This is a genomic window from Sinorhizobium fredii USDA 257 (assembly GCF_000265205.3).
Classification (GTDB): Bacteria; Pseudomonadota; Alphaproteobacteria; order Rhizobiales; family Rhizobiaceae; genus Sinorhizobium; species Sinorhizobium fredii_B.
In genome coordinates this window covers 4,877,539-4,903,235 of sequence record NC_018000.1, presented here as the reverse complement: position 1 = coordinate 4,903,235, position 25,697 = coordinate 4,877,539, and the positions used below count along the sequence as shown (strand labels likewise).

General features: G+C 61.8%; 21 protein-coding genes and 2 pseudogenes. 14 read left to right on the top strand and 9 right to left on the bottom strand.

The genetic code is table 11. The features are described from left to right. Positions 1-26: 26 nt before the first annotated feature. The 6 genes and pseudogenes from USDA257_RS23010 to USDA257_RS22985 all read right to left on the bottom strand — a co-directional run bounded on the left by USDA257_RS23010 (position 27) and on the right by USDA257_RS22985 (position 5,900). A complete protein-coding gene (locus USDA257_RS23010) occupies positions 27-1,355 on the bottom strand; it encodes an aspartate aminotransferase family protein (protein ID WP_014765393.1) in 1,329 nt (442 codons plus the stop codon). Positions 1,356-1,580: 225 nt separating this feature from the next. Next, positions 1,581-1,925 carry an ArsR/SmtB family transcription factor gene (locus USDA257_RS23005; RefSeq protein ID WP_014765392.1) on the bottom strand — a complete coding sequence of 115 codons (345 nt, stop codon included), beginning with the start codon at positions 1,923-1,925 and terminating at the stop codon, positions 1,581-1,583. A 119-nt stretch (positions 1,926-2,044) separates the two neighbouring features. Next, positions 2,045-2,787, bottom strand: a pseudogene (locus USDA257_RS23000) (HugZ family pyridoxamine 5'-phosphate oxidase). An 82-nt stretch (positions 2,788-2,869) separates the two neighbouring features. After that, positions 2,870-3,919 carry a choline ABC transporter ATP-binding protein gene (gene choV, locus USDA257_RS22995; RefSeq protein WP_014765390.1) on the bottom strand — a complete coding sequence of 350 codons (1,050 nt, stop codon included), beginning with the start codon at positions 3,917-3,919 and terminating at the stop codon, positions 2,870-2,872. Next, the gene (choW, locus tag USDA257_RS22990; RefSeq protein WP_014765389.1) at positions 3,916-4,761 is read right to left on the bottom strand and encodes a choline ABC transporter permease subunit; all 846 of its coding nucleotides are present in this window, start codon (positions 4,759-4,761) and stop codon (positions 3,916-3,918) included. Before choW ends, choV begins: the two co-directional genes overlap by 4 nt. A gap of 182 nt (positions 4,762-4,943) precedes the next feature. Beyond that, complete coding sequence (locus tag USDA257_RS22985) at positions 4,944-5,900, bottom strand: choline ABC transporter substrate-binding protein (RefSeq protein ID WP_014765388.1); 957 nt, start codon at positions 5,898-5,900, stop codon at positions 4,944-4,946. A 296-nt stretch (positions 5,901-6,196) separates the two neighbouring features. Here USDA257_RS22985 and USDA257_RS22980 point away from each other — a divergent pair, with 296 nt between their 5' ends. From USDA257_RS22980 to USDA257_RS22950, 7 genes are all read left to right on the top strand, one after another. Further along, positions 6,197-6,784, top strand: a complete 588-nt coding sequence (locus USDA257_RS22980; protein WP_014765387.1) for a thymidine kinase — start codon at positions 6,197-6,199, stop codon at positions 6,782-6,784. Between the two features lie 212 nt (positions 6,785-6,996). After that, positions 6,997-8,085 (top strand): hypothetical protein, encoded by a 1,089-nt coding sequence (locus USDA257_RS22975; protein WP_014765386.1) that lies wholly within the window; start codon positions 6,997-6,999, stop codon positions 8,083-8,085. Positions 8,086-8,146: 61 nt separating this feature from the next. Next, positions 8,147-9,295: a hypothetical protein gene (locus USDA257_RS22970; protein ID WP_014765385.1), complete on the top strand. Its 1,149-nt coding sequence runs from the start codon at positions 8,147-8,149 to the stop codon at positions 9,293-9,295. A gap of 3 nt (positions 9,296-9,298) precedes the next feature. Beyond that, complete coding sequence (locus USDA257_RS22965; RefSeq protein WP_014765384.1) at positions 9,299-11,215, top strand: AAA family ATPase; 1,917 nt, start codon at positions 9,299-9,301, stop codon at positions 11,213-11,215. A 19-nt stretch (positions 11,216-11,234) separates the two neighbouring features. Next, positions 11,235-12,524 carry a DUF6638 family protein gene (locus USDA257_RS22960; protein ID WP_014765383.1) on the top strand — a complete coding sequence of 430 codons (1,290 nt, stop codon included), beginning with the start codon at positions 11,235-11,237 and terminating at the stop codon, positions 12,522-12,524. Between the two features lie 3 nt (positions 12,525-12,527). After that, the gene (locus tag USDA257_RS22955) at positions 12,528-13,745 is read left to right on the top strand and encodes a DUF2333 family protein (RefSeq protein ID WP_014765382.1); all 1,218 of its coding nucleotides are present in this window, start codon (positions 12,528-12,530) and stop codon (positions 13,743-13,745) included. A gap of 85 nt (positions 13,746-13,830) precedes the next feature. Next, entirely contained in the window at positions 13,831-15,510 is a 1,680-nt protein-coding gene (locus USDA257_RS22950) for a formate--tetrahydrofolate ligase (protein ID WP_014765381.1), read from the top strand. A 16-nt stretch (positions 15,511-15,526) separates the two neighbouring features. On the opposite strand, the gene USDA257_RS22945 is transcribed toward USDA257_RS22950, so the two are convergent. Beyond that, complete coding sequence (locus tag USDA257_RS22945) at positions 15,527-16,036, bottom strand: DUF1993 domain-containing protein (protein ID WP_014765380.1); 510 nt, start codon at positions 16,034-16,036, stop codon at positions 15,527-15,529. Positions 16,037-16,197: 161 nt separating this feature from the next. On the opposite strand from USDA257_RS22945, the pseudogene USDA257_RS22940 reads away from it, so the two are divergent. Beyond that, positions 16,198-16,658 (top strand): annotated as a pseudogene (locus USDA257_RS22940) (YiiD C-terminal domain-containing protein). A gap of 5 nt (positions 16,659-16,663) precedes the next feature. On the opposite strand, the gene USDA257_RS22935 reads toward USDA257_RS22940, so the two are convergent. Beyond that, the gene (locus tag USDA257_RS22935) at positions 16,664-17,488 is read right to left on the bottom strand and encodes an extensin-like domain-containing protein (protein WP_014765378.1); all 825 of its coding nucleotides are present in this window, start codon (positions 17,486-17,488) and stop codon (positions 16,664-16,666) included. 266 nt (positions 17,489-17,754) lie between these two features. Here USDA257_RS22935 and USDA257_RS22930 point away from each other — a divergent pair, with 266 nt between their 5' ends. The 5 genes from USDA257_RS22930 to queF all read left to right on the top strand — a co-directional run bounded on the left by USDA257_RS22930 (position 17,755) and on the right by queF (position 24,017). Further along, entirely contained in the window at positions 17,755-19,866 is a 2,112-nt protein-coding gene (locus USDA257_RS22930; protein ID WP_014765377.1) for a TonB-dependent receptor domain-containing protein, read from the top strand. Between the two features lie 124 nt (positions 19,867-19,990). Continuing rightward, positions 19,991-20,035 (top strand): trpE operon leader peptide TrpLE, encoded by a 45-nt coding sequence (trpLE, locus tag USDA257_RS37430; RefSeq protein ID WP_178385068.1) that lies wholly within the window; start codon positions 19,991-19,993, stop codon positions 20,033-20,035. 116 nt (positions 20,036-20,151) lie between these two features. Next, positions 20,152-22,341, top strand: a complete 2,190-nt coding sequence (locus USDA257_RS22925; protein WP_014765376.1) for an anthranilate synthase — start codon at positions 20,152-20,154, stop codon at positions 22,339-22,341. Positions 22,342-22,520: 179 nt separating this feature from the next. After that, entirely contained in the window at positions 22,521-23,432 is a 912-nt protein-coding gene (locus USDA257_RS22920; protein ID WP_014765374.1) for a cation diffusion facilitator family transporter, read from the top strand. A 120-nt stretch (positions 23,433-23,552) separates the two neighbouring features. Continuing rightward, entirely contained in the window at positions 23,553-24,017 is a 465-nt protein-coding gene (gene queF / locus USDA257_RS22915; RefSeq protein WP_014765373.1) for a preQ(1) synthase, read from the top strand. A gap of 43 nt (positions 24,018-24,060) precedes the next feature. Here the strand turns inward: queF and USDA257_RS22910 are convergent, their stop codons facing one another. Beyond that, positions 24,061-24,639, bottom strand: a complete 579-nt coding sequence (locus USDA257_RS22910) for a HupE/UreJ family protein (protein WP_014765372.1) — start codon at positions 24,637-24,639, stop codon at positions 24,061-24,063. Between the two features lie 231 nt (positions 24,640-24,870). Between USDA257_RS22910 and USDA257_RS22905 the strand changes: the two genes are divergently transcribed. Continuing rightward, complete coding sequence (locus tag USDA257_RS22905) at positions 24,871-25,455, top strand: ATP-dependent Clp protease proteolytic subunit (RefSeq protein ID WP_014765370.1); 585 nt, start codon at positions 24,871-24,873, stop codon at positions 25,453-25,455. The last annotated feature ends 242 nt before the right edge of the window (positions 25,456-25,697 follow it).

The window sequence follows — 25,697 nt, the reverse complement described above, 5'->3', positions numbered from 1 at the left end:
GGTTCGAGAAACGCGAGGCAGAATTCTCAAATATTGTTCTTCAGAACGTTGCGCAGCTTGTCGAAGAGTTCGTCGATCTGGTGTTTCTCGATAATCAGCGGCGGTGACAGCGCGATGATATCGCCGGTCGTGCGGATCAACAGCCCTTTCTCGTAGGCCTTCAGGAAGGCGGAGAAGGCGCGCTTCGTCGGCTCGCCGGCGATCGGCTCGAGTTCGACCGCGCCGATCAGTCCGATGTTGCGGATGTCGATCACATGTGGGCAGTCCTTCAGCGAATGCAGCCCCTCCTCCCAGTAGGGGGCGAGCTCGGCGGCGCGCGTCAGCAGCCCTTCTTCCTTGTAGGTGTCGAGCGTTCCGAGTGCGGCGGCCGAGGCGATCGGATTGCCGGAATAGGTATAGCCGTGGAAGAACTCGATGAGATGCTCCGGCCCGGTCATGAAGGCGTCGTGGATCTCCGAGGTGACGAACACCGCCCCCATCGGGATCACGCCGTTGGTCAGGCCCTTGGCGGTTGTGATGATATCCGGCTTGACGTCGAAATATTGCGCGGCAAAGGGCGTGCCGAGGCGGCCGTAGCCGGTGATGACTTCGTCGAAGATCAACAGGATGCCGTGCTTGGTGCAGATTTCGCGCAGCTTCTGGAGATAGCCCTTCGGCGGGATAAGTACCCCGGTGGAGCCGGCGACCGGCTCGACGATGACGGCAGCGATCGTCGAGGCGTCGTGGAGGGTGACGATCCGCTCCAGTTCGCTCGCGAGATCGGCGCCATGCTCGGGTTCGCCACGGGTAAACGCATTTTTCCCCGGGAGGTGGGTGTGGGGCAGATGATCGACGCCGGTCAGCAGCGTGCCGAACATCTTGCGGTTGGAGACGATGCCGCCGACCGAAATGCCGCCGAAATTGACGCCATGATAGCCGCGTTCGCGGCCGATCAGGCGGAAGCGCGAGCCGTTACCCCTGGCGCGGTGATAGGCGAGCGCCACCTTTAAAGCGGTATCGACCGATTCCGAGCCGGAATTGGTGTAGAGGACATGGTTCAGGCCCTCCGGCGCGATATCGACCAGCCGGTTGGCAAGTTCGAACGCCTTCGGATGGCCAAGCTGAAAGGCCGGCGCATAGTCGAGTTCGCCCGCCTGTTCGCGGATCGCCTCGGTGATCTTCGGCCGACAGTGGCCGGCATTGACGCACCACAGCCCCGCCGTTCCATCGAGCACGGTGCGCCCGTCGTGGGTGGTGTAATACATGTCCTTGGCGCCGACGAAGAGGCGCGGCTCCTTCTTGAACTGCCGATTGGCGGTAAACGGCATCCAGAAGGCGCGCAGATCGTTCGGGGTGGTGTTAAGACGGTTCGACATGTCTTGTTCTCCTCGGCGAATCTTGTTGCCGGCGACGCGAGCAACTCACCGGATCCGCATTCTTTTACCCGTTGGTCAAATTATCAGCGCCCCTGTGAGCGTCAAGCCTGCCGATGTGAGCGTCAAGTCTGCCGGCGTCTTAAGGCTTTTCGCTTCTGCGCAAAAAAAGCCCCGCGATTGCTCGGCGGGGCTTTGGACTTGCAGCTCTTGTCGGCGTCTTGGGAGTCAGGCCGACTTGCGCACGAGGGGCTTTTCTATCACGACGCTCGTGGCCGCGCCGTAAATCTCCGAGAGTGCGCCCAAAATCTTCATGACGGCATCCGACGAACTCGAATAGTAGATCGTCTGCGCGTCGCGACGGGTGCTAACCAGATTCTGGGCACGCAACTTCGAGAGGTGCTGGGAAAGAGCCGACTGGCTCAGCCCGACCTTGTTGGCCAATGCGCCTACCGCCATTTCTTCCTTGACCAGAGAGTCGAGAATGAGCAGGCGTTTTGGATTTGCCATGGCCGAGAGGAAACCGGCTGCTATTTCGGCTTCCTCATGTTTTTCAGGCGAAAGAGGCTGCATTGCGTGCTCCATGCGAGAATTACATCACACGTAGTTATGTTTTACGAAGCACGATAATTAGCCGTGATGCATAAAAGGGCAACCACCCACTGCAAGAATTGGGGGTAGCTAAGTGCCGATTAACCGTTAAGTTTTTTCAAAATTGTCCGCAACTGCACCGTGTCTTCGATAGGCGCCTCAAATTCGAGACGTCGCAATCTTTCCCCGTCGGAAAGGTCGAGACCGGCCGCATCGATTCCGACGATCCTCCAGTCGCCGTCCCCCGCACGGCAGTGGACTGTCGCATAATGCTTCACAGCGTCTCGGTGATCGGCATTCATATGTTCGATGGCGCTGCCCTCCATCTCGGCGAGCGCGGCGATCGCGGGCGAAGCGATGGCGAGATCCTCGTGGGTCATCGCATAGGCGCGGCCGAAGCCGCCATTGAGGCTGGCGCGCAGCGGCACCAGGCGGAAAAAGCCGAAATCCGGAAAATCCACATAGAGCCGAGCCTTGGGATGGCGGCGAGAAAACGTTCGCGGATGCGGCCATGCGCGGCGCTGTCGCGCTGAACCTCCTCGGCCTCGCATTGGACGGTGAGGCGCGGATGGGCGAGGGGATCGCCCTTGCCGGGCTCACCCGTCAGCAGAGATGCGCGCCGGTCGGCAAGCAGCGCCTGGGTATGGGTCGAAAGCCGCGAGACGAGGATGACCGGCGTTCCGTCGATGTCGATGCCGATCAACGCACGGCTGACGAAGGGGAAGCCATTGCCTTCAGGCTCGAGCACTGCGAGCGCGCCGCTGCGTGCCGATCGAAGCAACACGCGGGCAAGCTTGCGCGCGTCGTCGTCGGTGTCACGCAAGACATTCGGTTTGTCGCTCATGATGCGTTCCTCGCCGCAAGCCGTATCAAAAAAGCCCGGAGCGGCTGCTCCAGGCTTCTTTTGAACCGCTCGGTTTCTCGCGTCAATCTTTGCTGCGGTGGCGCGTCAGGCCTTCGACGATGTTCTGCGCGTCGATGGTCCCGACCACCGCGCCGTTATCGACGACGCCGATGCTGCCCGGCTGGCGGGACATGGCGTCGAGGATGTCGACCAGCGGCGTCGAGGGTTTGGCCGTTGCCGTCACGCCGGTATTGGCAGCGGTCCGCTCGACGCCGGTCTGCATCACGTCTTTCGCCGTCAGCATGGTGATCGGGTTCATATGCTGGACGAAGTCGGCCACGTACTGATTGGCGGGGTTCTTGACGATCTCTTGCGGCGTGCCGCACTGGATGATCCGGCCACCCTCCATGATGGCGATGCGATTGCCGATGCGGAAGGCCTCGTCGAGGTCGTGGCTGACGAAGATGATCGTCTTCTTCAGCCGCCGCTGGAACTCGAGCAACTCGTCCTGCAGGCGCGTGCGGATCAGCGGGTCGAGGGCCGAGAACGGCTCGTCCATCAACAGGATGGGGGCGCCGGTGGCGAAAGCCCGCGCCAGGCCGACGCGCTGCTGCATGCCGCCCGAAAGCTCGTTCACCTTGCGGTCTGCCCATTTGGCCAGATTGACGAGTTCAAGCTGCTCGCCGACGCGCTTCTTTCGCTCGGCGTCGGCAACGCCGGCCAGTTCGAGGCCGAAGCCGACATTGTCGGCCACCGTGCGCCAGGGAAGCAGGGCGAATTGCTGGAAGACCATCGACACAATGTGCATGCGGAAGTCGCGCAAGGCCTTGGCATTGCACCGATATGGGTTCAGCGATCCGCCCGGGGTCTTTACCTCGACCTCGCCGCGCACGACCGGGGCCAGGCCATTGACGGCTCGGAGCAGCGTCGACTTGCCGGAGCCGGACAGGCCCATCAGCACGAGGATCTCGCCTTCGTGGATCGCCAGCGAGGCACCGGCAACGCCGAGCACGTGGCCCGTGGCCGCGCCGATCTCGTCGCGGGTCTTGCCCTGGTCGACCATCTGCAGGGCAGGCTGGGGGTTCTTGCCGAAGATGATATCGACATTCTTGAAAAGGACGGCTTCGGTCATGCGCCTTCTCCTTCATCGGACGAGCGGAAAAGACGGTCAAGGACGATGGCGAGGATGACGATACAGAGCCCGGACTCGAACCCCCTGGCGATATTCACCGTGTTCAGCGCCCGAAGGACGGGCACCCCGAGGCCGTCGGCACCGACGAGCGCGGCGATGACCACCATCGACAGCGACAGCATGATGGTCTGCGTCAGCCCGGCCATGATCTGCGGCATGGCGAAGGGAATCTCCACCTTGCGCAGCACCTGCCATGGCGTAGCGCCGAAGGATTCGGCCGCCTCGACCAGCGACGGCGGCGTCGAGATGATGCCGAGACGCGTCAGGCGAATCGGCGCGGGGATAGCAAAAATGACGGTGGCGATCAGACCGGGCACCATGCCGAGACCGAAAAGGATCAGCGCCGGAATGAGATAGACGAAGGTCGGGATCGTCTGCATCAGATCGAGAATCGGGCGCATGATCGAGTAAACCCAGGCACGCCGCGCAGCCACTATGCCGAGGGGCACGCCGACGGCCATGCTGACGAAGCTCGCCGCGAGCACCAGTGCCAGCGTCTCCGTGGTTTCCTGCCAGTAGCCCTGATTGACAATCAAGAGCAGCCCAAGACAGGTGAAGGCGGCGATGCCGATCGAACGGCGGAACCACCACGCAAGGGCGGTCACGATCGCGATGACGATAAGCGGGTGCGGCGTCTGGAGAATGTAGAGCAGAACGGAGATAATCCCCGAGAGCAGATTTGCGAGCTGGTCGAAGAACAGCTCGAAATTCGTTGTCAGCCAATCGACGAACGCCTTGGCCCAGCCGCCAACCGGGATGCGATTTTCAGTCAGAAATTCCACGAACTGGATCCCTCTTGTCAGGGTCAAACACTGGATCGCATGAAGCGGTGGGAAAGGCGGGGAGTTTCCCCGCCCGACCGCATGTTCCTTGAATCAGTGCCGATTCGGGATGGAAGCACGCAGCAATTCGAAGTGCCGCAGCGATCTTTGCGCGTCTCGATGAACGCGCGGCGCTACGGCAATCAGAGACCGAGCGCGGACTTCACCGCAGCCAGTCCGTCGCTACCATCCTTCGTGGTCACGCCGGCAAGCCACGGCTCGATGGCAGAGGGGTTGTCCTTGAGCCAGGCGGCAGCGGCCTTTTCCGGATCTTCGCCGTCGTTCAGGATCTTGCCCATGATCTCGTTCTCCATCTGGAGCGAAAAGTTCATGTTCTTGAGCAAGGCGCCGACATTCGGGCATTCGGTCGTGTAGCCGGCACGCACGTTGGTGTGCACGGTGGCGCCGCCGAAGTTCGGGCCGAAGATATCATCGCCACCGGAGAGATAGGTGAGCTTGAAGTTGGCGTTCATCGGATGCGGCTCCCAGCCGAGGAAGACGATCGGTTCGCCATCCTTCTCGGCGCGTGCCACCTGCGCCAGCATGCCCTGCTCGGAGGATTCGACGACCTCGAAGCCCTTGAGATCGAACGTACCCTTCTCGACCATGTCGATGATCAGGCGGTTGCCGTCATTGCCAGGCTCGATGCCATAGATCTTGCCCTCGAGCGCATCCTTGTGGGCGGCGATGTCCTTGAAGTCCTTGATGCCAAGTTCAGCACCCTTGGCGTTGGTCGCCAGCGTGTATTTGGCGCCTTCGAGATTCTGGCGGACGGTCTCGACCGACTTGTCTTCGCGGTACGGCTTGATGTCGGCTTCCATCGTCGGCATCCAGTTGCCGAGGAAGACGTCGATATCCTTGTTCTTCAAGGACGTGTAGGTAACGGGGACCGAAAGCACCTTGACGTCCGTCTCATAGCCGAGCGCCTTGAGAAGGGTGGTTGCCGTCGCCGTCGTTGCGGTGATGTCCGTCCAGCCGACGTCGGAGAAGCGGACAGTGCCGCAGCTTTCCGCCTCAGCCGCGGCCGCATTGCCGGCGGTCAAGGCCGCCATGCAGATGGCACCCGCCAGCATGAATTTGAGCGAGAATGTCCTTGTCATCGTTATCGTTCCCCTGCCTGTGTTCTTTTTTTAGCCAAACACCAATGCGCCCCGAATTCAAGGCCTTGGCGTCGAGGGAAGTGTATTGTCTCATTCCATTAAGGGGATGCACAAAACGACGCTGAATGTCGCAATGCCTGCGAAATGGCGCTCCAAAAACAGCGATAGGCTCACGCGCGACGCGGGCCGGACCAATTTCGGCGAGGGCGAAAATCTGTGGGTGGCGCCGGCATGCTCTGGCCATCGCGTGCAAGCCCGGTCATTTAGCGGCAACACGATGTCTGGGACCCGCGACTATGGCAAAGCTCTATTTCAGCTATGCGACGATGAATGCCGGCAAGAGCACGCTGCTCCTGCAGGCCTCCTACAACTATCAGGAGCGGGGCCTGCGCGTCGTGATGCTGATCGCCGCTTTCGACGACCGTGCCGGGGTCGGGTACATCGCATCGCGCATCGGCTTGCAGTCGGAGGCGATTCCATTCCTGCGGGGCGACGATCTCTACGCCCTCATCGACCGCCTGAACGGCGACGGGTCCGGAAAGGTCGCCTGCGTTTTCGTCGACGAGGCGCAATTCCTCGGCGAGGACCAGGTCTGGCAGCTTGCGCGCATCGCCGACCGCCTTGGGATTCCGGTCATGGCCTATGGCTTGAGAACGGATTTTCAAGGGAAGCTCTTTCCGGGCTCCATGGCCCTGCTTGCGATTGCCGACGAATTGCGCGAGGTCAGGACGATCTGCCATTGCGGACGCAAGGCGACGATGGTCGTGCGCCTCGACGGCGCCGGCAATGTCGTGCGCGAGGGGGCGCAGGTCGCTGTCGGGGGCAACGAGAAATACGTCTCCTACTGCCGCCGCCATTGGGAAGACAAAATGCGCGACGACTGACGACCGTCTCAATGCATTCGTTGCAAGCGCCATGAATCGAAAATCCCGCTGCCGGACCATGCAAGAGCCGCCCGATCTCGCCTGTCGGCCGAAAAAACCCGGTCGGCGTCTCTTGTCCTGACTTGCTAAACACCCTTTATATAAGTGCAATTAAGGGCTGAACAATTCGGTTCGCGGCCACGGCTGCCCGGATGGACGGAGGGGATAAGGAAATGGCGACTCTTCAGAACTTTGACGCCGAGATCGCGAAGACGCGCAGCGTCGTTGACGAGATGCGCGGCAAGCTCGAGCAGTCCGGCGTCGTCCTCGAGCAGTTCGCCAAGGCTGACACCAAGCTCGGCGACGTCAATTTCGATATCGAGAACGCCCGCATCCAGGACGTCCTCAAGCAGCAGAAGGCGATGGAAGCCAATATCGCCGATCTGATTATCGGGCTGGAAGACGCGACAAACGTCTTCGGTGCCGAATTCGAGAGCATGAAGAGCTATACCGGCTACGAGAAGTTCATCGGCATCTTCTCCAAGCAGTCGATGCAGCGCCTGCGCACCGACCGGGTGCGCAACATGTCGCTCGCCGGCAACCTCCAGGAACTGCTCGTCAAGTCCGACACCATCGTCGGTATCCTCAAGGAGCAGAAGGCGATCCTCGACCAGCGCTACAAGACTTCCGAGCAGAGCCTCATCCAGGTGATCGAGCGCCGCAAGGGCACGATGGCCGCGCTCGTGGAGACCCAGAAGCGGATCGAGGAGCTCAATCCGCTGCTGCTCGACATCGAGAACCGGATCGCGGCTTCCACGGATCAGACGACCCGCACCGACCTCGAGGCCGAGCGCTCGCGGCTCGCCACTGAATACAACGAGAAGCAGGCCAAGGAACAGGAACTGCTCGCCGAGAGCCAGACGCTCGAGCGCTACACCGCGATGTTCCAGACCTTTGTCGATTCGCTCAACAACCAGATCGCCGCGCAGAACACGCTGATCAACAAGCTGGCGATCGATACGGAACAGCGCATCGTGCTCTACAAGTCGCTCGAGGATTCGTTGAAGACGGCGGCGCAGCAGGATGTGGCGCACAAGATCAACACGCTCGGCAGCCAGGTCGACACCGCCGCCGAGGAGACGATGGCTGGAATTGGCGCCGCCGCCCAGCGCCATATTGGCGACCTGCTCGAAATGCATGAAAAGAACATGCTCGCGACGCAGGATATCCAGCGGCGCAAGAAACTGGCCGACGACGCCTTCGCCCGTCGCTTCCAGACGGTGATGGACAAGCACAATGCCGCAAACTACGTGAAGCAGTGATCGGCAAAGCGGCAATGACCAGCTTTCCGACCGCCTTTCGGCAATTGCCGGAGGGATATTGATGAATACCGGCGTATCTCCTGCCGTCAGGCAATATTTCACCTCGATCCGGTCCGCTCTGGCCGGGCTCGAACTGTTTCTCGGCGATCGCAATTCGCCGCTTTATCGCAACACGGTCGTCGGCGAAGTCATCGTTCCCTATCTGGCGCGGCTGAAGGCATCGGTTGCCTGTTGGGAAAACCGCATCGGCTTCGTCGAGCACTTCCGGATCTCGCGCGCCGAGAGCGGATTTCCGGTCTTCCAGAATGTGTTGGAGCTCGAAAACGACCGGCAGAGCGCGGAGAAGCGGCTGGCGAGCATCCCATCCGCCGATGCGCTGCGGGAGGAGATGGTCGATTTCATCCTGCGGCAGAAGGCGTTTCCGGAGGCGCTGCAGGCCCGCACGGCAGAGCGGCTCTATCTCGAGCAGATCGGCAAGGGTGAGATATTCTCCCCGTTCATCCTGCCGGAGACGATCCGGGTTGCCGTCAATCCGAAGACGATGCGGCCCTATTACGTCGTCGCCTGGGGCGCCTTCGACGGCACGCAGACGCTTCCGATGATCTACATGGCGACGGTCGAGGATTCCTCGGAGAATGTCGTCGAGATGCTGGTGACCAAAGACGGCAAGCTCAACCCGGAGATCGATATCCCATTGCCGATCGGCGGGCTGCTCAATCCGGAACTGGCCAGCCGTTTCGACGACTTCGCCTCGAAGAACAGCGCCTATTCGCTGACGCCGGTGACGATCGCCACCAATCTCGACAAGGATTTTCCGGAACTGCATCCGAAGCAGCTGAGGCGCATCGTGCTCGGGCCGTTCTATTCGGCCGGAATCACCGAGAACAATGCCCGGATCAACGACATCCTCTCGAAGGTGCGCAAGACGGAGAATGCCTGGCTCCTGACCTGGACGGTGCAGGAGGTCTTCTCCAAGGCCGAGCGGCCCGCGGAGCGCGGCTTCTGGTCCTCGACGCCGGCGCAGGAGGAATTTCATATCGATACCGACAATCTCGAAGCCGCGCGCATGGGTGTGAGCGCCTATGAGAAACATGCGCTGGTGCCGCACGACGCCTATCAGGCGCTCTACGCGGCCGGCGAGGCGGCGCAGGTTTTCGGCGACTACAAGGTGCATGTGATCTCCGGCAATCAGGTGGTGAGCGAGGTTTGAGCGATGACGCTGAATACGGGCCTGACGACGCTGCACGAGGATGACATCGCCAAGCATCAGGCGGTCGCGCAAAGCCTGGTAACCAAGCTTGTCATTCTTGAGCGCGACGAGGCCACGGCGGGCACGCCGCTTGCAGGCACCGGCCGCCGCTTCGTCTCGACCGTCTCGACCGGCGGCCAGCGGCGGACGCGCGAGGTCGAACTCGCCCGCACCATCCAGTCGGTGCGTGGCGCCGATCCTCTGCTTTCGCCGGCACAGCATGGCGTCCTCTACCGCGCGCGGCGCGGTATCCAGGTGGCGCTGGCGGTTTCTGACGTGTTCGCGCGGCAGACGAACCTCGAACAATTGCAGGCGCGCAACGCCGGCACCCCGCTTGCCGGCGAGGAGGCGAGCCATTTCAAGGCGCTGCTTTCAGCAGCCGCCTATATCGCCGCCTTCACGCTTGCCGCCTATCTCGGCGCGACGCTGCAGGGCGAGGGGGAGCCGGTGGACGATGCCGCCGAACCGGATTTCCTCTTCGATACCTCTCAGGACGCGCTGAAGAGCATGATCGCCGCACTCGATCGCAGCATCACCGGCGCCCCGGACGATCTGGCCTTGACTGCACGCAGCCGTGCCTTCTCCCGCGTCGCGATCGAGGGATTGCTCGCCCGCAAGGCGCGCTTCACCGGGCTGCAGAACTTCGAGAATATTCACATCCGGCTCGACCAGGATGACTTCACGCTGAACGGCTTCGATGTTGCGCCCGGGCAGAAGCGCAAGCCCTTGGTCATGACCTTCAAGAAGCCGGACGAAATCATCGGCAATCACATCGCCAAGTATCAGGCGCTGAAACTCGCCAAGATGCTGATGGCCTACGACTTCGACCGGCAGATGAATCCGTTTGTCGAGCTTGGCGGCTTCCTCTTCACCTTCATCGGCGACGGCATGCCGGGCACCGGCAAGACGATATTGATCCAGATGCTTGCCGGCATCCTGCACGACTATTGCGGCGTGGCCGGCTATGCTTTCCACTACGAGAATTTCGGCGTCGACCAGATCTCCTCCTACCAGGGCAAATCCGGCCAGAACTGCAAGGAGTTCGTCAACAACGTCATCAACCCGCGGGCGATCGGCTTCGGCACGATCGACGACGTCGACCAGGTGGCGGCGAAGCGCTCCGACGACCGCGCCTCGGCCGGCCAGCACGAGGTGACGGCGGTGCTGATGGAGAGTTTTGCGGGCGCCTCGACGGTGGTGCGCGGCAATTGCACCTTCGGCATGTTCTCGAACTATCCGGAGAATGTCGACGATGCGCTGCGCCAGCGAGCCGGCGCGCGCTGGCTGGTCGACGGGCCGCAGACGCAAGGCGACTACATCGACATCTTCGCGCTGCTCGTCGGCAAGAACCACAAGATCCCGCTCGGCCAGCACGAGCTTTATGCCGGCCAGGAGATCAAGCGCGCCGTTTCGCAATCCTATGCGGCGCACGCGCAGCCGCAGGAGGAGGGGCTCGCCGCCGTCTGGGAGCGCTACGAGAAGGAGAAGGGCAAGATCGCCACGCTCGCCGATGTTGGCGCCTATCTGCACATGATCAAGGAGGCGGAGCCGCGCTTCACCGGCCGGGCGATCAGGAACATCACCGATGCGATCAAGATGCGGGCGATGGACGTCGAATTGCCGGACGACTGGTTCAAGGACGCGGCCTCCTTCATGCACAAGTCCTACGACGAGAAGAAGGCGATGATCGAGGAACTGCGCGGCCCGATCACCCTCGACATGGCGTTGCAGGAAATCAACCGTTACGCCGACAGCGAATTCCGCTACACCGACAAATCGGACGACGCCGCCATTGCCGACATCATCCGCCGCGAGCGCCAGCGCGAGAAGGCGATCCGCGAGATCGAGACGATGAAGCGCGACGGCCGGTGGCAGGGATGAGCGAAGAGAACACTGCCGCATGAAACGCCTTCTCGAAGCCGAACTCATCTATGGACGGCTGCTCGACATTTCCGAGCCACACCTCGTCGCGCGCTACAATAAGGCGCTCGAAGGCTTCGGGCTGAAGCCGACGGCGCTGGAGCGCTTCAGCATCGATATGACCGGCTTCTCGCCGGAGATCGCGCAGGAATTGGGCGACCGCGACTACCTCGACCCGAACCGGGTCAACCGGCGTTTCATCGTCCTGACGCCCGCCCAGGCGGAACTGCCGGTCGTCCACACGAGCTTTTCCAACACCGCGGCGCTGATGCATGAGTTCTTCAATGCCAACAGCCGCGCGATCAACGCCGTCACCATCAAGGATGCGCTCTACGGCGAGATCGAGGATTCGGTCTCGGTGGTCGAGGACATCGACGATCTCCTGTCGATCAACGAGGTACGCTTCCGGGTGCTCTCCGCCGAGGACATGCTCGGCAGGGCGGCGGAGCTCCGGGAACTCGTCGACCGTCTGAAGAAGGTGCCGAACGCATGGTCCGACGACACCATGCTGAAGCGGATGGTGGAACTCGCCAAGCTGACCGGTGACATTCGGCAGAATGCACTGGTTCCCGAGGAGCTGGTGTTCCGGCACGAGGCCTTCTGGGCCAATCACTTCGGCGGCGTCTATGTCTTCCTCGACCAGAAGACAACGACGGTGATCTGCGATCCCTCGGTGCCCGGCTTCCGCCGCTCGCGGCCATGGCAGGTGAGCTACATCGCCATAACCGATCATGCGCGCATCTACGATTTCCTGGCGACGACGAACCGGCTGCAGCTGCCGCAGGCCTCCTGGGTGCAGGAGTCGGGGCTGTTCCAGCACCGGGCCGACATGGCTATCCGCGGGCTGATCAACGAGGCTGAACCGGATGCGGATCTCCTCAATGCCGACCGGATCTGGCTGCAGACCTGGATCCATCGCAATGCCGCTCTCGTCGCACGCGACGGGAGCTATCCCTTCCTTCAGGAAATGTCGCGCGCGATCGCCGCGACGGGCACGATCAAGATGCAGGAGGTCGCGCCGGAAAGCCGCTTCCTGCTGGTCAGGGCAGCCCCCGACCATCCGGACAAATGGCTGGTCAACCAGCTCATCTCGCAGCTCGTTCCGCGCGACTTCGTCTCGCGCTTCGTGTTCGACAAGCAAGGCTTCTATGGTGCCTACGAGCGCTACGGCGAAAAGTTCCGCGAATACGTTGTGGCGACGTTGACGGGCACATATCTGAAAGACAAGGCCGGCTTCCGCCACAAGCTCTACGGTCTCAAAGAGGAATAGGACATGCTCGATCCGATCGTTGTGTTTTTTCAGCGTGTGTTCACGGCGATCGGCCGCGGCATTGGCCTGGCGGTTTCCTGGCTCCTCTGGCCATTCGTGGCGCTCGCCAACTGGTATCGAGGAAGGAGCTGGATCATCAAGGGCCCGATCGGTCTGGTGCTGCTCGGCCTGATCTTCTTCTACGGCTATTTCATCTGGCAAACGCAGGCCTGGACCAATTTCGATCCGGATTATGTCGACCGTTACAAGCTTTCCCAGCGCAAGGTGCCGGCCGGTTCGCCGATCAGCGGCCCCGGCGCCACGACGGGACAATCCGGCAGCGCGCCGACCACGAGCCAGGCTGCCGTCGTCCCCTCGGACGCATCGACGACCGAAGCGCTCGACATGGCGCAACTGCCGGCCGGTACCGTCTGCCAGACCTCGGCGGTGGTCGACGTGGCGGCCGATCTCATCGACCTCAACGTCAATCAGAATGCCTGGATCTCCTCGATGATCGCCTACAAGCTCGGGTTGTTCGGGCTCGACTGGGACGACACGCCCTGGCTCGACAACAAGGCGTCGTTCCAGCGCGGCATCAACCAGGCAATCCGGCGCACCACCGTTGAGTTGGTCGACTCACTCGGACGCGTGCGCGGCACGTCCGGCGTCAACAACGACCTGCAGAGCGCCCGCGGCAATATCCAGTTCGACGAGGAAACCTGGTATTTCGGCATCAATCCTTTCGGCCCGAAGACCCCGACCCCGAGCTTCTATCGCGCCGCCATGCGCGATCTCAGGAAATTCAATGTTTCGCTCGGCAAGTGCGAGGCGATCTTCGACGGCCGGTCCGATAACATGGTGGAGTTCCTCGACCGCATCGCCAATGACCTCGGCAACACGTCGGCGATCATTCGCGAGCGCTCGGAATTCCACAATGGCGGCTGGTTCGATACCCGCGCCGACGACCGCTTCTGGTTCGCCTTCGGCCAGCTCTACGGCTATTACGGCATCCTCTCGGCGGCCGGGGCGGATTTCCAGAACGTCGTCGCGCAGCGCGGGCTGACGCCGATCTACACGGAAACGATGAAGCAGCTTCGCTCGGCGCTGGGTATCCAGCCGCTCATCATCTCGAACGGCCGCGAGGACGGCTGGATCATGCCGACGCATCTGGCGACGATGGGTTTCTATATTCTTCGCGTGCGGTCCAACCTCGTGGAGATGCGCGATATCCTTGCCCGTTGACGGCGGCCGTGTCAGCGTAAGCAAAAAGAAACAGAGCGGCGCATTTCGCGGAGGAGGCGAGGCGCGGGCTTGAAGGGGGAGCAGCATGCCGGAGGTCAAGTCCGATATCGAGATCGCGCGCGCAGCGCGGAAGAAACCGATCCTGGAGATCGGCGCGAAGCTCGGCATTCCGCCGGAACATCTGCTTCCTTACGGCCATGACAAGGCGAAGGTGAGCGCCGAATTCATAGCGGCGCAGAAGGAGAAGAGAAACGGCCGGCTGATCCTGGTGACGGCGATCAACCCGACGCCGGCCGGAGAGGGCAAGACAACGACGACGGTGGGCCTCGGCGACGGCCTCAATCGCATCGGCAAGAAGACGATCGTCTGCATCCGCGAAGCCTCGCTCGGCCCCTGCTTCGGCATCAAAGGGGGTGCTGCCGGCGGCGGGTACGCCCAGGTGGTGCCGATGGAGGACATCAACCTTCATTTCACCGGTGACTTCCACGCCATCACCTCGGCGCATAACCTGCTCGCCGCCCTGATCGACAATCACATTTATTGGGGCAACGAACAGGCAATCGATATCCGCCGCATCGCCTGGCGGCGGGTGATGGACATGAACGACCGGGCACTGCGCCAGATCATCGGGTCGCTCGGCGGCGTCGCGAACGGGTATCCGCGCGAGACGGGGTTCGACATCACCGTCGCATCGGAGGTCATGGCGATCCTGTGCCTTGCCGCCGATATCAAGGACCTGGAAAAGCGTCTCGGCGATATCATCATCGGCTATCGGCGCGACAAGAGCCCGGTCTACGCGCGGGACATCAGGGCGGACGGGGCGATGGCTGTCCTGCTCAGGGACGCGATGCAGCCGAATCTCGTGCAGACGCTCGAGAACAACCCGGCCTTCGTTCATGGCGGGCCCTTCGCCAATATCGCGCATGGCTGCAATTCGGTCGTGGCGACGACGACGGCGCTGAAGCTTGCCGATTACGTCGTCACCGAAGCCGGTTTCGGCGCGGATCTCGGCGCCGAAAAATTCTTCGATATCAAGTGCCGCAAGGCCGGCCTGAAGCCGGATGCCGCCGTCGTCGTTGCTACCGTCCGGGCAATCAAGATGAATGGCGGCGTGAAGAAGGATGACCTCGGCAAAGAAAACCTCGAGGCGCTTCGGAAGGGATGCGCGAATCTCGGGCGCCATGTGCAGAACGTCAAGAAATTCGGCGTGCCGGTGCTTGTCGCGATCAATCACTTCACGTCCGATACGGAGGCCGAGGTGGAGGCGATCAAGGACTATGTCCGAACGCTTGGTTCCGAGGCCGTCCTCTGCCGGCACTGGGCCGAGGGGTCGGCCGGCATCGAGGAACTTGCGCACAAGGTCGTCGATCTCGCCAATGCCGGACACTCACAGTTCTCGCCGCTTTATCCGGACGACATGCCGCTTTTCCACAAGATCGAGGCGATCGCCAAGGACATCTATCACGCCAGTGAGGTCATTGCCGACAAGGTGGTGCGCGATCAGCTCAGGACCTGGGAAGACCAGGGTTACAGGCACCTGCCGATCTGCATGGCGAAGACGCAATATTCCTTCTCCACCGACCCCAATCTGCGCGGCGCTCCGAGCGGCCACGCGGTGCCGATCCGCGAAGTCCGCCTTGCGGCCGGCGCCGGCTTCGTCGTCGTCATCACGGGCGAGATCATGACGATGCCGGGCCTGCCGAAGGTACCCTCCTCGGAGAAGATTCGCCTCAACGAAGCGGGCTATATAGAGGGCTTGTTCTGAAGCAACCGCACCGTCGTCAATCGAGCCCGACGATATAGTCCGTCTTGCCAATTGGCACGCCCCTGTGGCGCAGGATGTCGTAGGCGGTGGTCAGATGGAAATAGAAATTCGGCAACACGAACTTCAAGAGGTAGTCGTCGCCGCTGAAGGTCACCTTCAGATTCGGGAAGCTGAGGGTTACTTCGCGCTTCTCACTGCCCTCGAGGTGTTCCGGGGTGACCGTGTCGAAGAATGCCACCGTCTTGGCGATCCGCTTGCGCAGATCGGCGAAGTTCTGCTCGTCATCGGGAAAACGCGGCACTTCGAGCGTCGTCAGCCGGGCGATCGCGTTCTTGCTGGTGTCGCTCGCCCGCTGGATCTGGCCTGACAGCGGCAGCATGTCCGGCGCGAGCCGCGCATTGAAGAAGTCGTCGAGCGGCGTGCCCGATTCCACGGCAAAAGCCTCGGCCTTGTCGAGGAGCCCGCCGAGCGCGGAAAAGCCGCGCGCGAAGACGGGGATGGAGAGCGTATACATTGTCAAAGGCATGGAATTGTTCCTCGCTTAAGGCGGTGATTGCGGACAGTGCCGCTGATAGATCGTATCGATTGGCGATAGGTTCAATCGTCAGCGGACATCTTTGCCGATCCGAAAGAGAATTCGTGCTGAGCTTGCTTGATTGGCCCCCGGCGCACTACCTTGGAATCACAATGATGTCTTCTGAATTGCAGGCCTACCTTCATGCGCATATCCCTCTGTCCGCTGCCATGCAGGTGGAGGTGGCGTCGGTGGAGTGGGAACATGTCCTCCTTCAGGCACCACTGGCGCCGAACATCAATCATCGCGAAACGGTTTTCGGGGGAGCGCTTCGGCACTTTCGATTCTCGCCGCCTGGTCGCTGTTGCATGTCCGGCTTCGCTCGAGCGGCGCCGCGAGCCGACTGGTGATCCAAAGTAACCGCATGGATTATCTGAGACCGATGGTCGGTTCCTTCTCGGCCCGTTCGAGTCTCGAAGATGCTGATCAATGGCCAGGCTTCATGCGTTTGCTCGAACGGCGGGGCAGGGCGCGTCTGACAGTGACGGCGGAACTCATGGCCGAGGGTGAGGTCGCCGGTCTTTTCTCCGGCGAATTCGTCGCGCTTGGATATGAGACGGCGCAGGACGGCTAAAGCGGTTAGCGGCAGTAGCGATAACCGTTCTTTCGTTCGATGACATCGAGATGCAGGTGGTCTTCATGCGCCGCATCGCTGCCCGGATCGAGCACGGTCCTGAAGTAAAGACAGGCGGACGCCGTCACAGCGCGCTGGAAGGCGCCGGTCAGGGTGCCGTCGTCGTCGCGCGGCTGGATCTCGATGGTCTTGCCGTCGGCGAGGCTGAAGGAGGCGACGTCCACCGCGTTGCCGCGCGCGTGTTCGGAAATCTTGCCGGTGCTCGCATTGTTCCGTAGCCGACAGACATAGGTCGAAGCCTGATTTAGGGCTGAGATGCGGACGTCGGGCCCGAAGGAGGCCTTTGCCGCCGGGGTCGCGGTCTCCTTTACCCAGCGGGCGAGCGCCAGGGCCGTTTCGCAGCGCATCACGCCTTCCGGCTTGAGGGTGACGCCCGGCAATACCGCACTTACCCCGATCGGCTTGTCGATCCCGCAGCCCTTGCCGTCATCGACGCGGGCGGTTTCCGCAAAGGTGCTGCCAATGTCCTTCAGTGCGGCGAGGCAGGAGGCGTAGGCTTTCGGGTCCTCTTTTTCGATCTCAAGGATCGCTTCCGCCGCACCGGGACGGAGAGCATCGTCTTTCCAGCCCGGCGGTAAGGCTTGCCGGGGCTGGGCGTCCGATTTTTCTTTGTCGGTCGCTTGACCTCCACTCTGCGGTGCGGGTTTCGGCGTGGGCGTCGGCTGTTCGCCCTGACTTGCGGGCCTCGCCACGGGCAGCGGCCCTTTTTTTGGAAGCGTCGCCCCGGAAAGCGCCAAGGCAGACACCAGAATCATTCCGACAGCGCGCATGCAGGTCTTCCCGTTTCCGTTGTGGCGAAACGCACGAGAGGCAATCCTGTTTCAAATTATGCTGAAACTGAGGAGAAGCTTGGGTCGCGGCACAGAGTGTGCTCGCGGGTGCCCCTAAATTTATATTGACTTTTTTACTCATGTTTTTTATGTGGCCTAAACAAGGCGATGACGTGTCCGTCTCGCCCGATTCCGACGCCTGCCCAGCCAGCCCTTGAGTTGCCGCTCAACAGCAAGCCCGGCCAACAATTTCAAAGGACTGGTCCATGCTCAACCGGCATCATCGCCTGGCTCTTCTCGCATGCACTGCGACAATCGCCTTGTCAGTCGCTTCCGACAGCTTCGCGCAAAGCGCGACAGCATCTCAGCAGACGGAGGTCGAAGAAGAGGAAGCTGCAAAGAAGGGTGAGACCTATCTCTCGCCGATTGTCGTCAAGGGCGGGCGCGAAGCCGATCCCTATGCGAAGCCCGGTCCTTCGAGCGTCGTCAGCACGGATGAAATCGAACTCCAGGCGGGCCAGGAGACCGACGATCTCTTGCGCAGCGTGCCTGGCACCTCGACGGCCAACAACCCGCAAAACCCCGGCGTTGCCGTCAACATTCGCGGTTTCGAAGGCTCCGGCCGCGTCAACATGATGATCGACGGCGTGCGTCAGAATTTCCGCTTCACCGGCCACGAGGCCCAAGGCTTCGCCTATGTCGATCCCGCCTTCCTTTCCGAGATCGACCTGACCCGCGGCGCCGTCACCGGCGTCGGCGGCGGCGCGTTGGCCGGCTCGGTCAATTTCAAGACCTATGACATCGAGGACCTGATCCAGGACGGCAAGACCTATGGCGGCCAGGCCGTCGCCACCTACGGCACGAACGGCGGTGGCTGGTCGGAATCGCTGCTCGGCGCCTATCGCTTCAACGACGTCGCCTCGGTACTGGGCGGTATCAGCAAGAGCGATCCGGGCAATTACGACAATGGCGACGGTGTCGAAGTTCCATTCACCGAGGAGGATCTGCTCTCCGGCCTCCTGAAGGCCGAGATCACGCCGGACAAGGACCATTCGTTCAAGTTCAGCGCGATGTCCTACGACAATGACTTCTTCGCGAACTCCTATTTCCAGAACGTGACGAACCAGACGGTCAGCGCGAACTATGCCTACACGCCCGACAACGAACTGATCGATCTGCGCGCGAACGCCTATTACAACCGCGTGAAGATGAAATATGACGGCAATGTCAGCGGCGCCGGTTCGGCCAAGGGACGGCGCATTACCGACACCGGCATCGGGTTCGACATTTCGAACACCTCGACAATCGACCTCGGCGAGGTTGCCATGCGCTCCAATTATGGCGTCGAATATTTCCAGGATGACTACGATGTCATCAACAGCGCGGCGCAGCCGACCGGCGGCGTCAACGGCAGCGGCAAGAATGCGACGACCGGCATCTTCAATTCAACCACCTTCACTTATGGCATCGTCGACCTGACCGCCGGCCTGCGCTACGACCACTTCAACATCGACGGCTCCGGCTCGGTGAGCGCCGGCAATCCGCTTGGCGTGCCCGCGGGCGCCTATAGCGTCGACGAATCGGACGGCCGCCTCAACCCGAGTGTCACGCTCGCCGTCAATGCCACCGAATGGCTGCAGCCCTACGTGACCTATGCGGAGACCTCGCGCGCTCCGACGGTCAACGAAATCTTCGTCGGCGGTTCGCATCCCGGTGGATTCCAAATGTTCTTCCCCAACCCGTTCCTCCAGCCGGAAATATCCAAGGGTTGGGAAATCGGCGCGAACATCAATCTGGATGACCTCATCGCTACGGGAGACAGCTTCCGCCTGAAGGCGAACTATTTCCACAACAGGGTGGACAATTATATCACTGCGGCTTTGGCCAACGGCGGGATGCAAATATTCTTTGTCAACAATCCCGGAATATCCACGGTTCAGGGCTTTGAACTGCAGGCAGCCTATAATGCCGGCTACGTGTTCGGCGACCTTGCCTACACGCATACGGAGAGCGACCTACCGTCCCAGGTCAATGGCTTTGGCGTACAGAGCTTCCTTCCCGATGACATCGTAAGTGCGACCCTCGGGGCGCGTTTTCTCGAGGAACAGCGCCTGACGGTAGGCACGCGTATCTATGCCGTTTCCAACGCCTTCATCGGCGAGGAGAACGCGGGGGCAAGCGGATCCGCCACCGTCCCCGGTTACGGCCTTGTCGATCTCTTCGCGAACTACAAGTTCGAGAACGGTCTCGAACTGACCGGCAGCGTGACGAACGTCTTCGACAAGACCTACACGCCGGCGTCGAGCACAATCGCCGGCAGCACGGTCGACACTGGCCGGGGCCGGACGTTCCTCGTCACGGCGAAGGCGAAGTTCTAAGCTTTCGTTGCCTCGACGACTGCATAGGGGGCGGTTCGAAAGGGCCGCCTCTCTTCTTTCGGCGAGCATTCGGTGTCGTTTTTCCCGCTTGCGTGCCGCCGAAAGGCACGCTAACACTTCGCCCATGGCAAACACGCAGAACATTTCGATCTGGTGGTGGGCTCGCTGAGGCGGCCTTGACCAGTCACGCGTGATTGAGACATGAAGCCGCCCGGAGATTTCGAGGCGGCTTTTTTCGTATTCGGGCCGCGTGGAATGACCGGGCTTTTTTACGGAGCGAGGCGAATGGCAACGGTAATTCTGGAAGACGGCGCGGAGAGTTACACCACGAAGGGCGGCATCGTCGTCACGCGCAGGCGTCGCGACGCATCCTATGCGGACGCGATCGCCTCCTATGTGGACAGGCTCGACGAGCGTCGCGGCGCGGTCTTCTCGTCGAATTACGAGTATCCCGGCCGCTATACGCGCTGGGACACCGCCGTCGTCGACCCGCCGCTCGCCATCTCCTCCTTCGGTCGTTCGCTCTGGATCGAAGCCTATAACGAGCGCGGCGAGGTGCTGCTGGCGCTGATCGCCGAGCACTTGCAAACCGTCGCCGACATCACCCTCGGGGCCTCGACGTCCCGCCGTCTCGAACTCACCATCAATGAGCCGCACCGCATCTTTACCGAGGAAGAGCGCTCGAAGATGCCGACGGTCTTCACGGTGCTTCGCGCCGTGACAAATCTGTTCCATTCGGAGGAGGATGCGAGCCTCGGCCTTTACGGCGCCTTCGGCTACGATCTCGCCTTCCAGTTCGATGCAATCGAGCTGAAGCTCACCCGGCCGGACGACCAGCGCGACATGGTCCTCTTCCTGCCGGACGAGATTCTCGTCGTCGACCACTACGCTGCCAAGGCCTGGATCGATCGTTATGATTTCGCCAAGGACGGCGTCTCGACGGGGGGCAAGGCGACGGATATCGCTCCCGAGCCGTTCCGCATCGTCGACAGCATTCCGCCGCACGGCGATCATCGCCCCGGCGAATATGCCGAGCTCGTCGTCAAGGCGAAGGAGAGCTTCCGGCGCGGCGACCTCTTCGAGGTGGTGCCGGGACAGAAATTCTACGAGCGCTGCGAAAGCCGCCCCTCCGAGATTTCCAACCGGCTGAAGGCGATCAATCCGTCGCCCTATTCGTTCTTCATCAATCTCGGCAACCAGGAATATCTCGTCGGCGCCTCGCCGGAGATGTTCGTCCGGGTTTCCGGCCGCCGCATCGAGACCTGCCCGATCTCCGGGACGATCAAGCGCGGTGACGATCCGATCGCCGACAGCGAGCAGATCCTCAAGCTGCTGAACTCGAAGAAGGACGAGTCCGAGCTCACCATGTGCTCGGACGTCGACCGCAACGACAAGAGCCGCGTCTGCGTGCCGGGCTCGGTGAAGGTGATCGGCCGCCGGCAGATCGAGATGTATTCGCGGCTGATCCACACGGTCGACCATATCGAAGGCCGGCTGCGCGACGACATGGACGCCTTCGACGGGTTCCTCAGCCACGCCTGGGCTGTGACGGTGACGGGCGCGCCGAAGCTCTGGGCGATGCGCTTCATCGAGAGCCATGAGAAGAGCCCGCGCGCCTGGTACGGCGGCGCCATTGGCATGGTCGGCTTCAACGGTGACATGAACACCGGGCTGACATTGCGCACGATCCGCATCAAGGAGGGGATCGCCGAGGTGAGGGCGGGCGCGACGCTGCTCTATGATTCCAATCCGGAAGAAGAAGAAGCCGAAACCGAACTGAAGGCCTCCGCCATGATTGCAGCCATCCGCGACGCGAAAGCCGCCAACAGCGCCAAGGTTGGGCGCGACGTTGCGCCCGTCGGCGCCGGCGTCAACATCCTGCTCGTCGATCACGAAGACAGCTTCGTCCATACGCTGGCGAACTATTTCCGCCAGACGGGTGCGACGGTGACGACGGTGCGCACGCCGGTGGCCGAGGAAATCTTCGACCGGGTCAAGCCGGACCTCGTCGTGCTTTCTCCCGGCCCCGGCAGCCCGAAGGATTTCGACTGCAAGGCGACGATCAAGAAGGCGCGGGAGCGCAACCTGCCGATCTTCGGCGTCTGCCTCGGCCTGCAGGCGCTGGCGGAGGCTTATGGCGGCGATCTGCGCCACCTGGCAATTCCGATGCACGGCAAGCCGTCGCGCATCCGCGTGCTGGAACCCGGAATCGTCTTCTCGGGTCTTGGCAAAGACGTGACGGTCGGCCGGTATCATTCGATCTTCGCCGATCCGTCGACCCTGCCGCGCGACTTCATGATCACCGCCGAAAGCGAGGACGGAACGATCATGGGCATCGAGCACGTCAAGGAGCCGGTAGCGGCCGTGCAGTTCCATCCGGAATCGATCATGACGCTTGGTGGTGACGCCGGTATGCGGATGATCGAGAATGTCGTGGCGCACCTGGCGAAAAGGGCGAAGATCAAGGCCGCTTGATGCCTTCATGGACGGGCGGTTGGAGCAGAAGCCCGAAGTCGTGATCGCGCCTTTGACAAGTCGTTCCTTATCGCCCATATGGGGCATGAAAATCCGCCTGCGCGAAAACCCGCGCGGGCGGTTTTGCGTTTCAATGGCAATGCATTTGCGACTCGTTTGCATCTGCACGAGGAATGAAGATGACCGCGTCCGACAATCGAACGGTGTTGAGGCTGGCCTTTTGGGGCATTCCGCTTTCTCTCAGCGTCATGGGGCTGAAGCTGCTTGCCTGGTGGTTGACGGGGTCGGTCGCATTGCTGTCCGACGGGCTGGAATCCGTGGTCAACGTCGTCGCTGCGGTGATCGCCTATGCGATGATCGGCTACGCAGCGAAGCCGGCAGACGCCGACCACCCTTTCGGGCACCACAAGGCGGAGTATTTTTCGGCGGTCATCGAAGGCGTTTTGATCGTCGTGGCGGCGCTCTTGATCCTCTGGGAAGCGGTGCCCGAAATGCTGGCGCCCTCCCTGCTGGACGCCCCGGTGCTGGGTCTTGCAATCAACTTCGGTGCGGGTGTCATCAACGCGATCTGGGCCTATGTTTTGATCCGCGCCGGCAAGACGCATCGATCGCCGGCGCTCAGCGCCGACGGGCATCACATCCTCTCCGATGTCGTCACCTCGGTGGGGGTGCTCGTGGGCCTTGTTCTTGCCATTGCCACCGGCTATGCGATCCTCGATCCTTTGCTTGCGGTGGTGGTGGCCGGCAATATCCTGTTCCAGGGCTGGAAGGTCATCTCGGGCTCGATCGACGGGCTGATGGACAAAGCCGCGCCGGCGGAGGAAGAAGAGGCAATCAAGCAGGCGATCGCCGCTAATGCCGGCGGATCGCTCGGCGTTCATGATCTGAAGACGCGACAGGCCGGTGCGGTCACCTTCGTGGATTTCCACATGGTCGTCGCGGAGACGATGCCGGTCGGCGACGCCCATGATATCTGCGACCGGATCGAGGATGCGATCCGCGCCGTTCATCCGGGCGCGAGGGTCGCCATTCATGTCGAGCCGGAAGGCGAAAAGGCGCACGGCGTGCGCGTGAAGACCAGAGCGGGATGAGGAAAAACGTAGTGCGGTTTTCCGCCCGAATCCCGCTCTTACTTTTTTTAGAATCGATCACGTTTAAGATCTTGGGTCGAGTCGACCCAAAATCATCGTGATCCAGGGAGCATCACGGAAATGACGAAGACGGACGTATCAGGACTTTCGCAATTAGGAACAAAGGTCGACCAGCCGCAGAGCCCGGAGGAAGCTGTTCTGGAAAGGGTGCCGAGCAACCATGAGGGCACGGATTTCGTCGTCCGCTTCACGGCGCCGGAATTCACCTCGCTCTGCCCAATGACCGGTCAGCCGGACTTCGCCCATATCGTCCTCGACTACGTGCCGAACGGCTGGCTGGTCGAATCGAAGTCGCTCAAGCTGTTCCTGCATTCCTTCCGCAACCACGGCGCTTTCCACGAGGATTGCACCATCGATATCGCCAAGCGGCTGGTGTCGCTGCTCTCCCCGAAGTGGCTCAGGATCGGCGCCTACTGGTATCCGCGCGGCGGCATCCCGATCGACGTGTTCTGGCAGACCGGCAATCCGCCGGAGGGTGTCTGGCTGCCGGATCAGGGCGTGCCGACCTATCGCGGCCGCGGGTGAAGCGGCAGGAAGCCCGCCGCTTGCAGCGCTATTGCAGTGCTCCTCAGCCGAAGATCAGCGCCGCGCCGGCCAGTGCGGTGATTGCGCCGAGCGTGCGGGCAAGGGTGCCATTGTTCGAAAGCGTCGCGAGCGCGATACCGAGGCCGACGCCTGCGGTGTGCAGCAAGGCGGTTGCGATGATGAAACCGGCAGCGAGGGTCCAGGCGCCCGCCTGTCCCAATTCGCCCCCGTGGGCATGGCCGTGAAAGAGCGCGAAGATTCCGACGAGCGCAGCGGCAGGCGCTGCGTCGAGACGCACGGCCATTGCGACGACCAGTCCGAGGGCGACGACCGAGGCGAGGATGGCCGGCTCCACGAAGGGCAGGGGAACGGCGGCGAGCGCGAGCCCGAAGCCGACAGCCATCATGGCGACGAAGGCGGCAGGAACCGCCCAGAGGGCCCGGCCGCCGATCTGCGCAGCCCAGAGGCCGACGGCGACCATCGCAAGAACATGATCCGCTCCGAAAAACGGATGGGAGAAGCCTGCCGCCAGCGAGCCGTGCTCGGCCGGATCGAGATGCGCGAAGGCGGGCGCGGTGGAAGCGCCAAGTGCCGCGGTGGCGATGAGCATGCGTGTCTTCATTTTGGTCCCCACTTGTCGACAGGCTTGGGAGGCGACCTGTCTGCTCTGATGACGTGCTGATCTTATTGGGCTTTCGCCCGCTGTCCATACGGCATTTGACTGTGCTCCAATTTACCATCGCGGCAGCGCTGGCGGTCCAAACCGTTCTTCTCCAGCCGGTTTGCATTGTCTTCGGCATCGAGTCGCATTATCTGACCTTGTGACATTTCATGAGGAGTCCGGAGCATGCGGATGAACGACGACGACCAGGAAGAAAAGAAGACCGAGCTGCCGTTGGGCAAGGAAACCGAGGCGAACCTTTTCAAGTCGCGTTCGATTTTCATCTACGGGACGATCACCCAGGAATTGGCGCAGAAGGTCTGCTCGCAGCTTGTGGCGCTCGCTTCGGCCAGCGACGAAGACATTCGCCTTTTCGTCAACTCGCCGGGCGGACACGTCGAATCCGGTGACAGCATTCACGACATGATCAAGTTCGTGAAGCCGAAGGTCTGGACGGTCGGCACCGGCTGGGTCGCCTCTGCCGGCGCGCTCATCTTCGTCGCTCCTCCGAAGGAGCGGCGCATCTGCCTGCCAAATACCCGCTTCCTGCTGCACCAACCGTCCGGCGGCACGCGCGGCATGGCCTCCGATATCGAGATCCAGGCGCGTGAAATCATCAAGATGAACGAGCGGCTGAACAAAATCTTCGCCGAGGCGACCGGCCAGCCGGTCGAGAAGATCGCAAAGGATACGGACCGCGATTACTGGCTCGGCGCCGACGAGGCGAAGTCCTACGGGCTTGTCTCGCGGATCGTCACCTCCGTCGCCGAGATCTGATCGGTCTTGTTGTCGACGACACCCGATCAAAGGGCACCGCCTGAGGCCGGTGCCCTTGTCGTTTGAAAACACATCAGCGGGCGGAGGGGGCTCGGACATTTCTCGCTTCTCCTCCCTTGCTCCGGCACGGCCGGGCGTGTATAGGCACTGACATGACCAAGGCTTATGCGCACAAGATCGCTGCGATCTTCTCCGGACACGATCATGATCGTGCCCCTTCGCGCACCTTTGCCTCGCTTCTT

Bases quoted from the DNA above. Each gene is read 5' to 3' on its own strand.
- USDA257_RS23005 (WP_014765392.1), bottom strand. From the start codon at position 1,925: ATGCAGCCTCTTTCGCCTGAAAAACATGAGGAAGCCGAAATAGCAGCC.
- USDA257_RS22980 (WP_014765387.1), top strand. From the start codon at position 6,197: ATGGCAAAGCTCTATTTCAGCTATGCGACGATGAATGCCGGCAAGAGC.
- USDA257_RS22945 (WP_014765380.1), bottom strand. From the start codon at position 16,036: ATGCCTTTGACAATGTATACGCTCTCCATCCCCGTCTTCGCGCGCGGC.
- USDA257_RS22920 (WP_014765374.1), top strand. From the start codon at position 22,521: ATGACCGCGTCCGACAATCGAACGGTGTTGAGGCTGGCCTTTTGGGGC.
- USDA257_RS22975 (WP_014765386.1), top strand. From the start codon at position 6,997: ATGGCGACTCTTCAGAACTTTGACGCCGAGATCGCGAAGACGCGCAGC.
- USDA257_RS22910 (WP_014765372.1), bottom strand. From the start codon at position 24,639: ATGAAGACACGCATGCTCATCGCCACCGCGGCACTTGGCGCTTCCACC.
- USDA257_RS22925 (WP_014765376.1), top strand. From the start codon at position 20,152: ATGGCAACGGTAATTCTGGAAGACGGCGCGGAGAGTTACACCACGAAG.
- USDA257_RS22930 (WP_014765377.1), top strand. From the start codon at position 17,755: ATGCTCAACCGGCATCATCGCCTGGCTCTTCTCGCATGCACTGCGACA.
- USDA257_RS23010 (WP_014765393.1), bottom strand. From the start codon at position 1,355: ATGTCGAACCGTCTTAACACCACCCCGAACGATCTGCGCGCCTTCTGG.
- USDA257_RS22950 (WP_014765381.1), top strand. From the start codon at position 13,831: ATGCCGGAGGTCAAGTCCGATATCGAGATCGCGCGCGCAGCGCGGAAG.
- USDA257_RS22985 (WP_014765388.1), bottom strand. From the start codon at position 5,900: ATGACAAGGACATTCTCGCTCAAATTCATGCTGGCGGGTGCCATCTGC.
- choV (WP_014765390.1), bottom strand. From the start codon at position 3,919: ATGACCGAAGCCGTCCTTTTCAAGAATGTCGATATCATCTTCGGCAAG.
- queF (WP_014765373.1), top strand. From the start codon at position 23,553: ATGACGAAGACGGACGTATCAGGACTTTCGCAATTAGGAACAAAGGTC.
- USDA257_RS22970 (WP_014765385.1), top strand. From the start codon at position 8,147: ATGAATACCGGCGTATCTCCTGCCGTCAGGCAATATTTCACCTCGATC.
- USDA257_RS22960 (WP_014765383.1), top strand. From the start codon at position 11,235: ATGAAACGCCTTCTCGAAGCCGAACTCATCTATGGACGGCTGCTCGAC.
- USDA257_RS22955 (WP_014765382.1), top strand. From the start codon at position 12,528: ATGCTCGATCCGATCGTTGTGTTTTTTCAGCGTGTGTTCACGGCGATC.
- USDA257_RS22935 (WP_014765378.1), bottom strand. From the start codon at position 17,488: ATGCGCGCTGTCGGAATGATTCTGGTGTCTGCCTTGGCGCTTTCCGGG.
- USDA257_RS22905 (WP_014765370.1), top strand. From the start codon at position 24,871: ATGAACGACGACGACCAGGAAGAAAAGAAGACCGAGCTGCCGTTGGGC.
- USDA257_RS22965 (WP_014765384.1), top strand. From the start codon at position 9,299: ATGACGCTGAATACGGGCCTGACGACGCTGCACGAGGATGACATCGCC.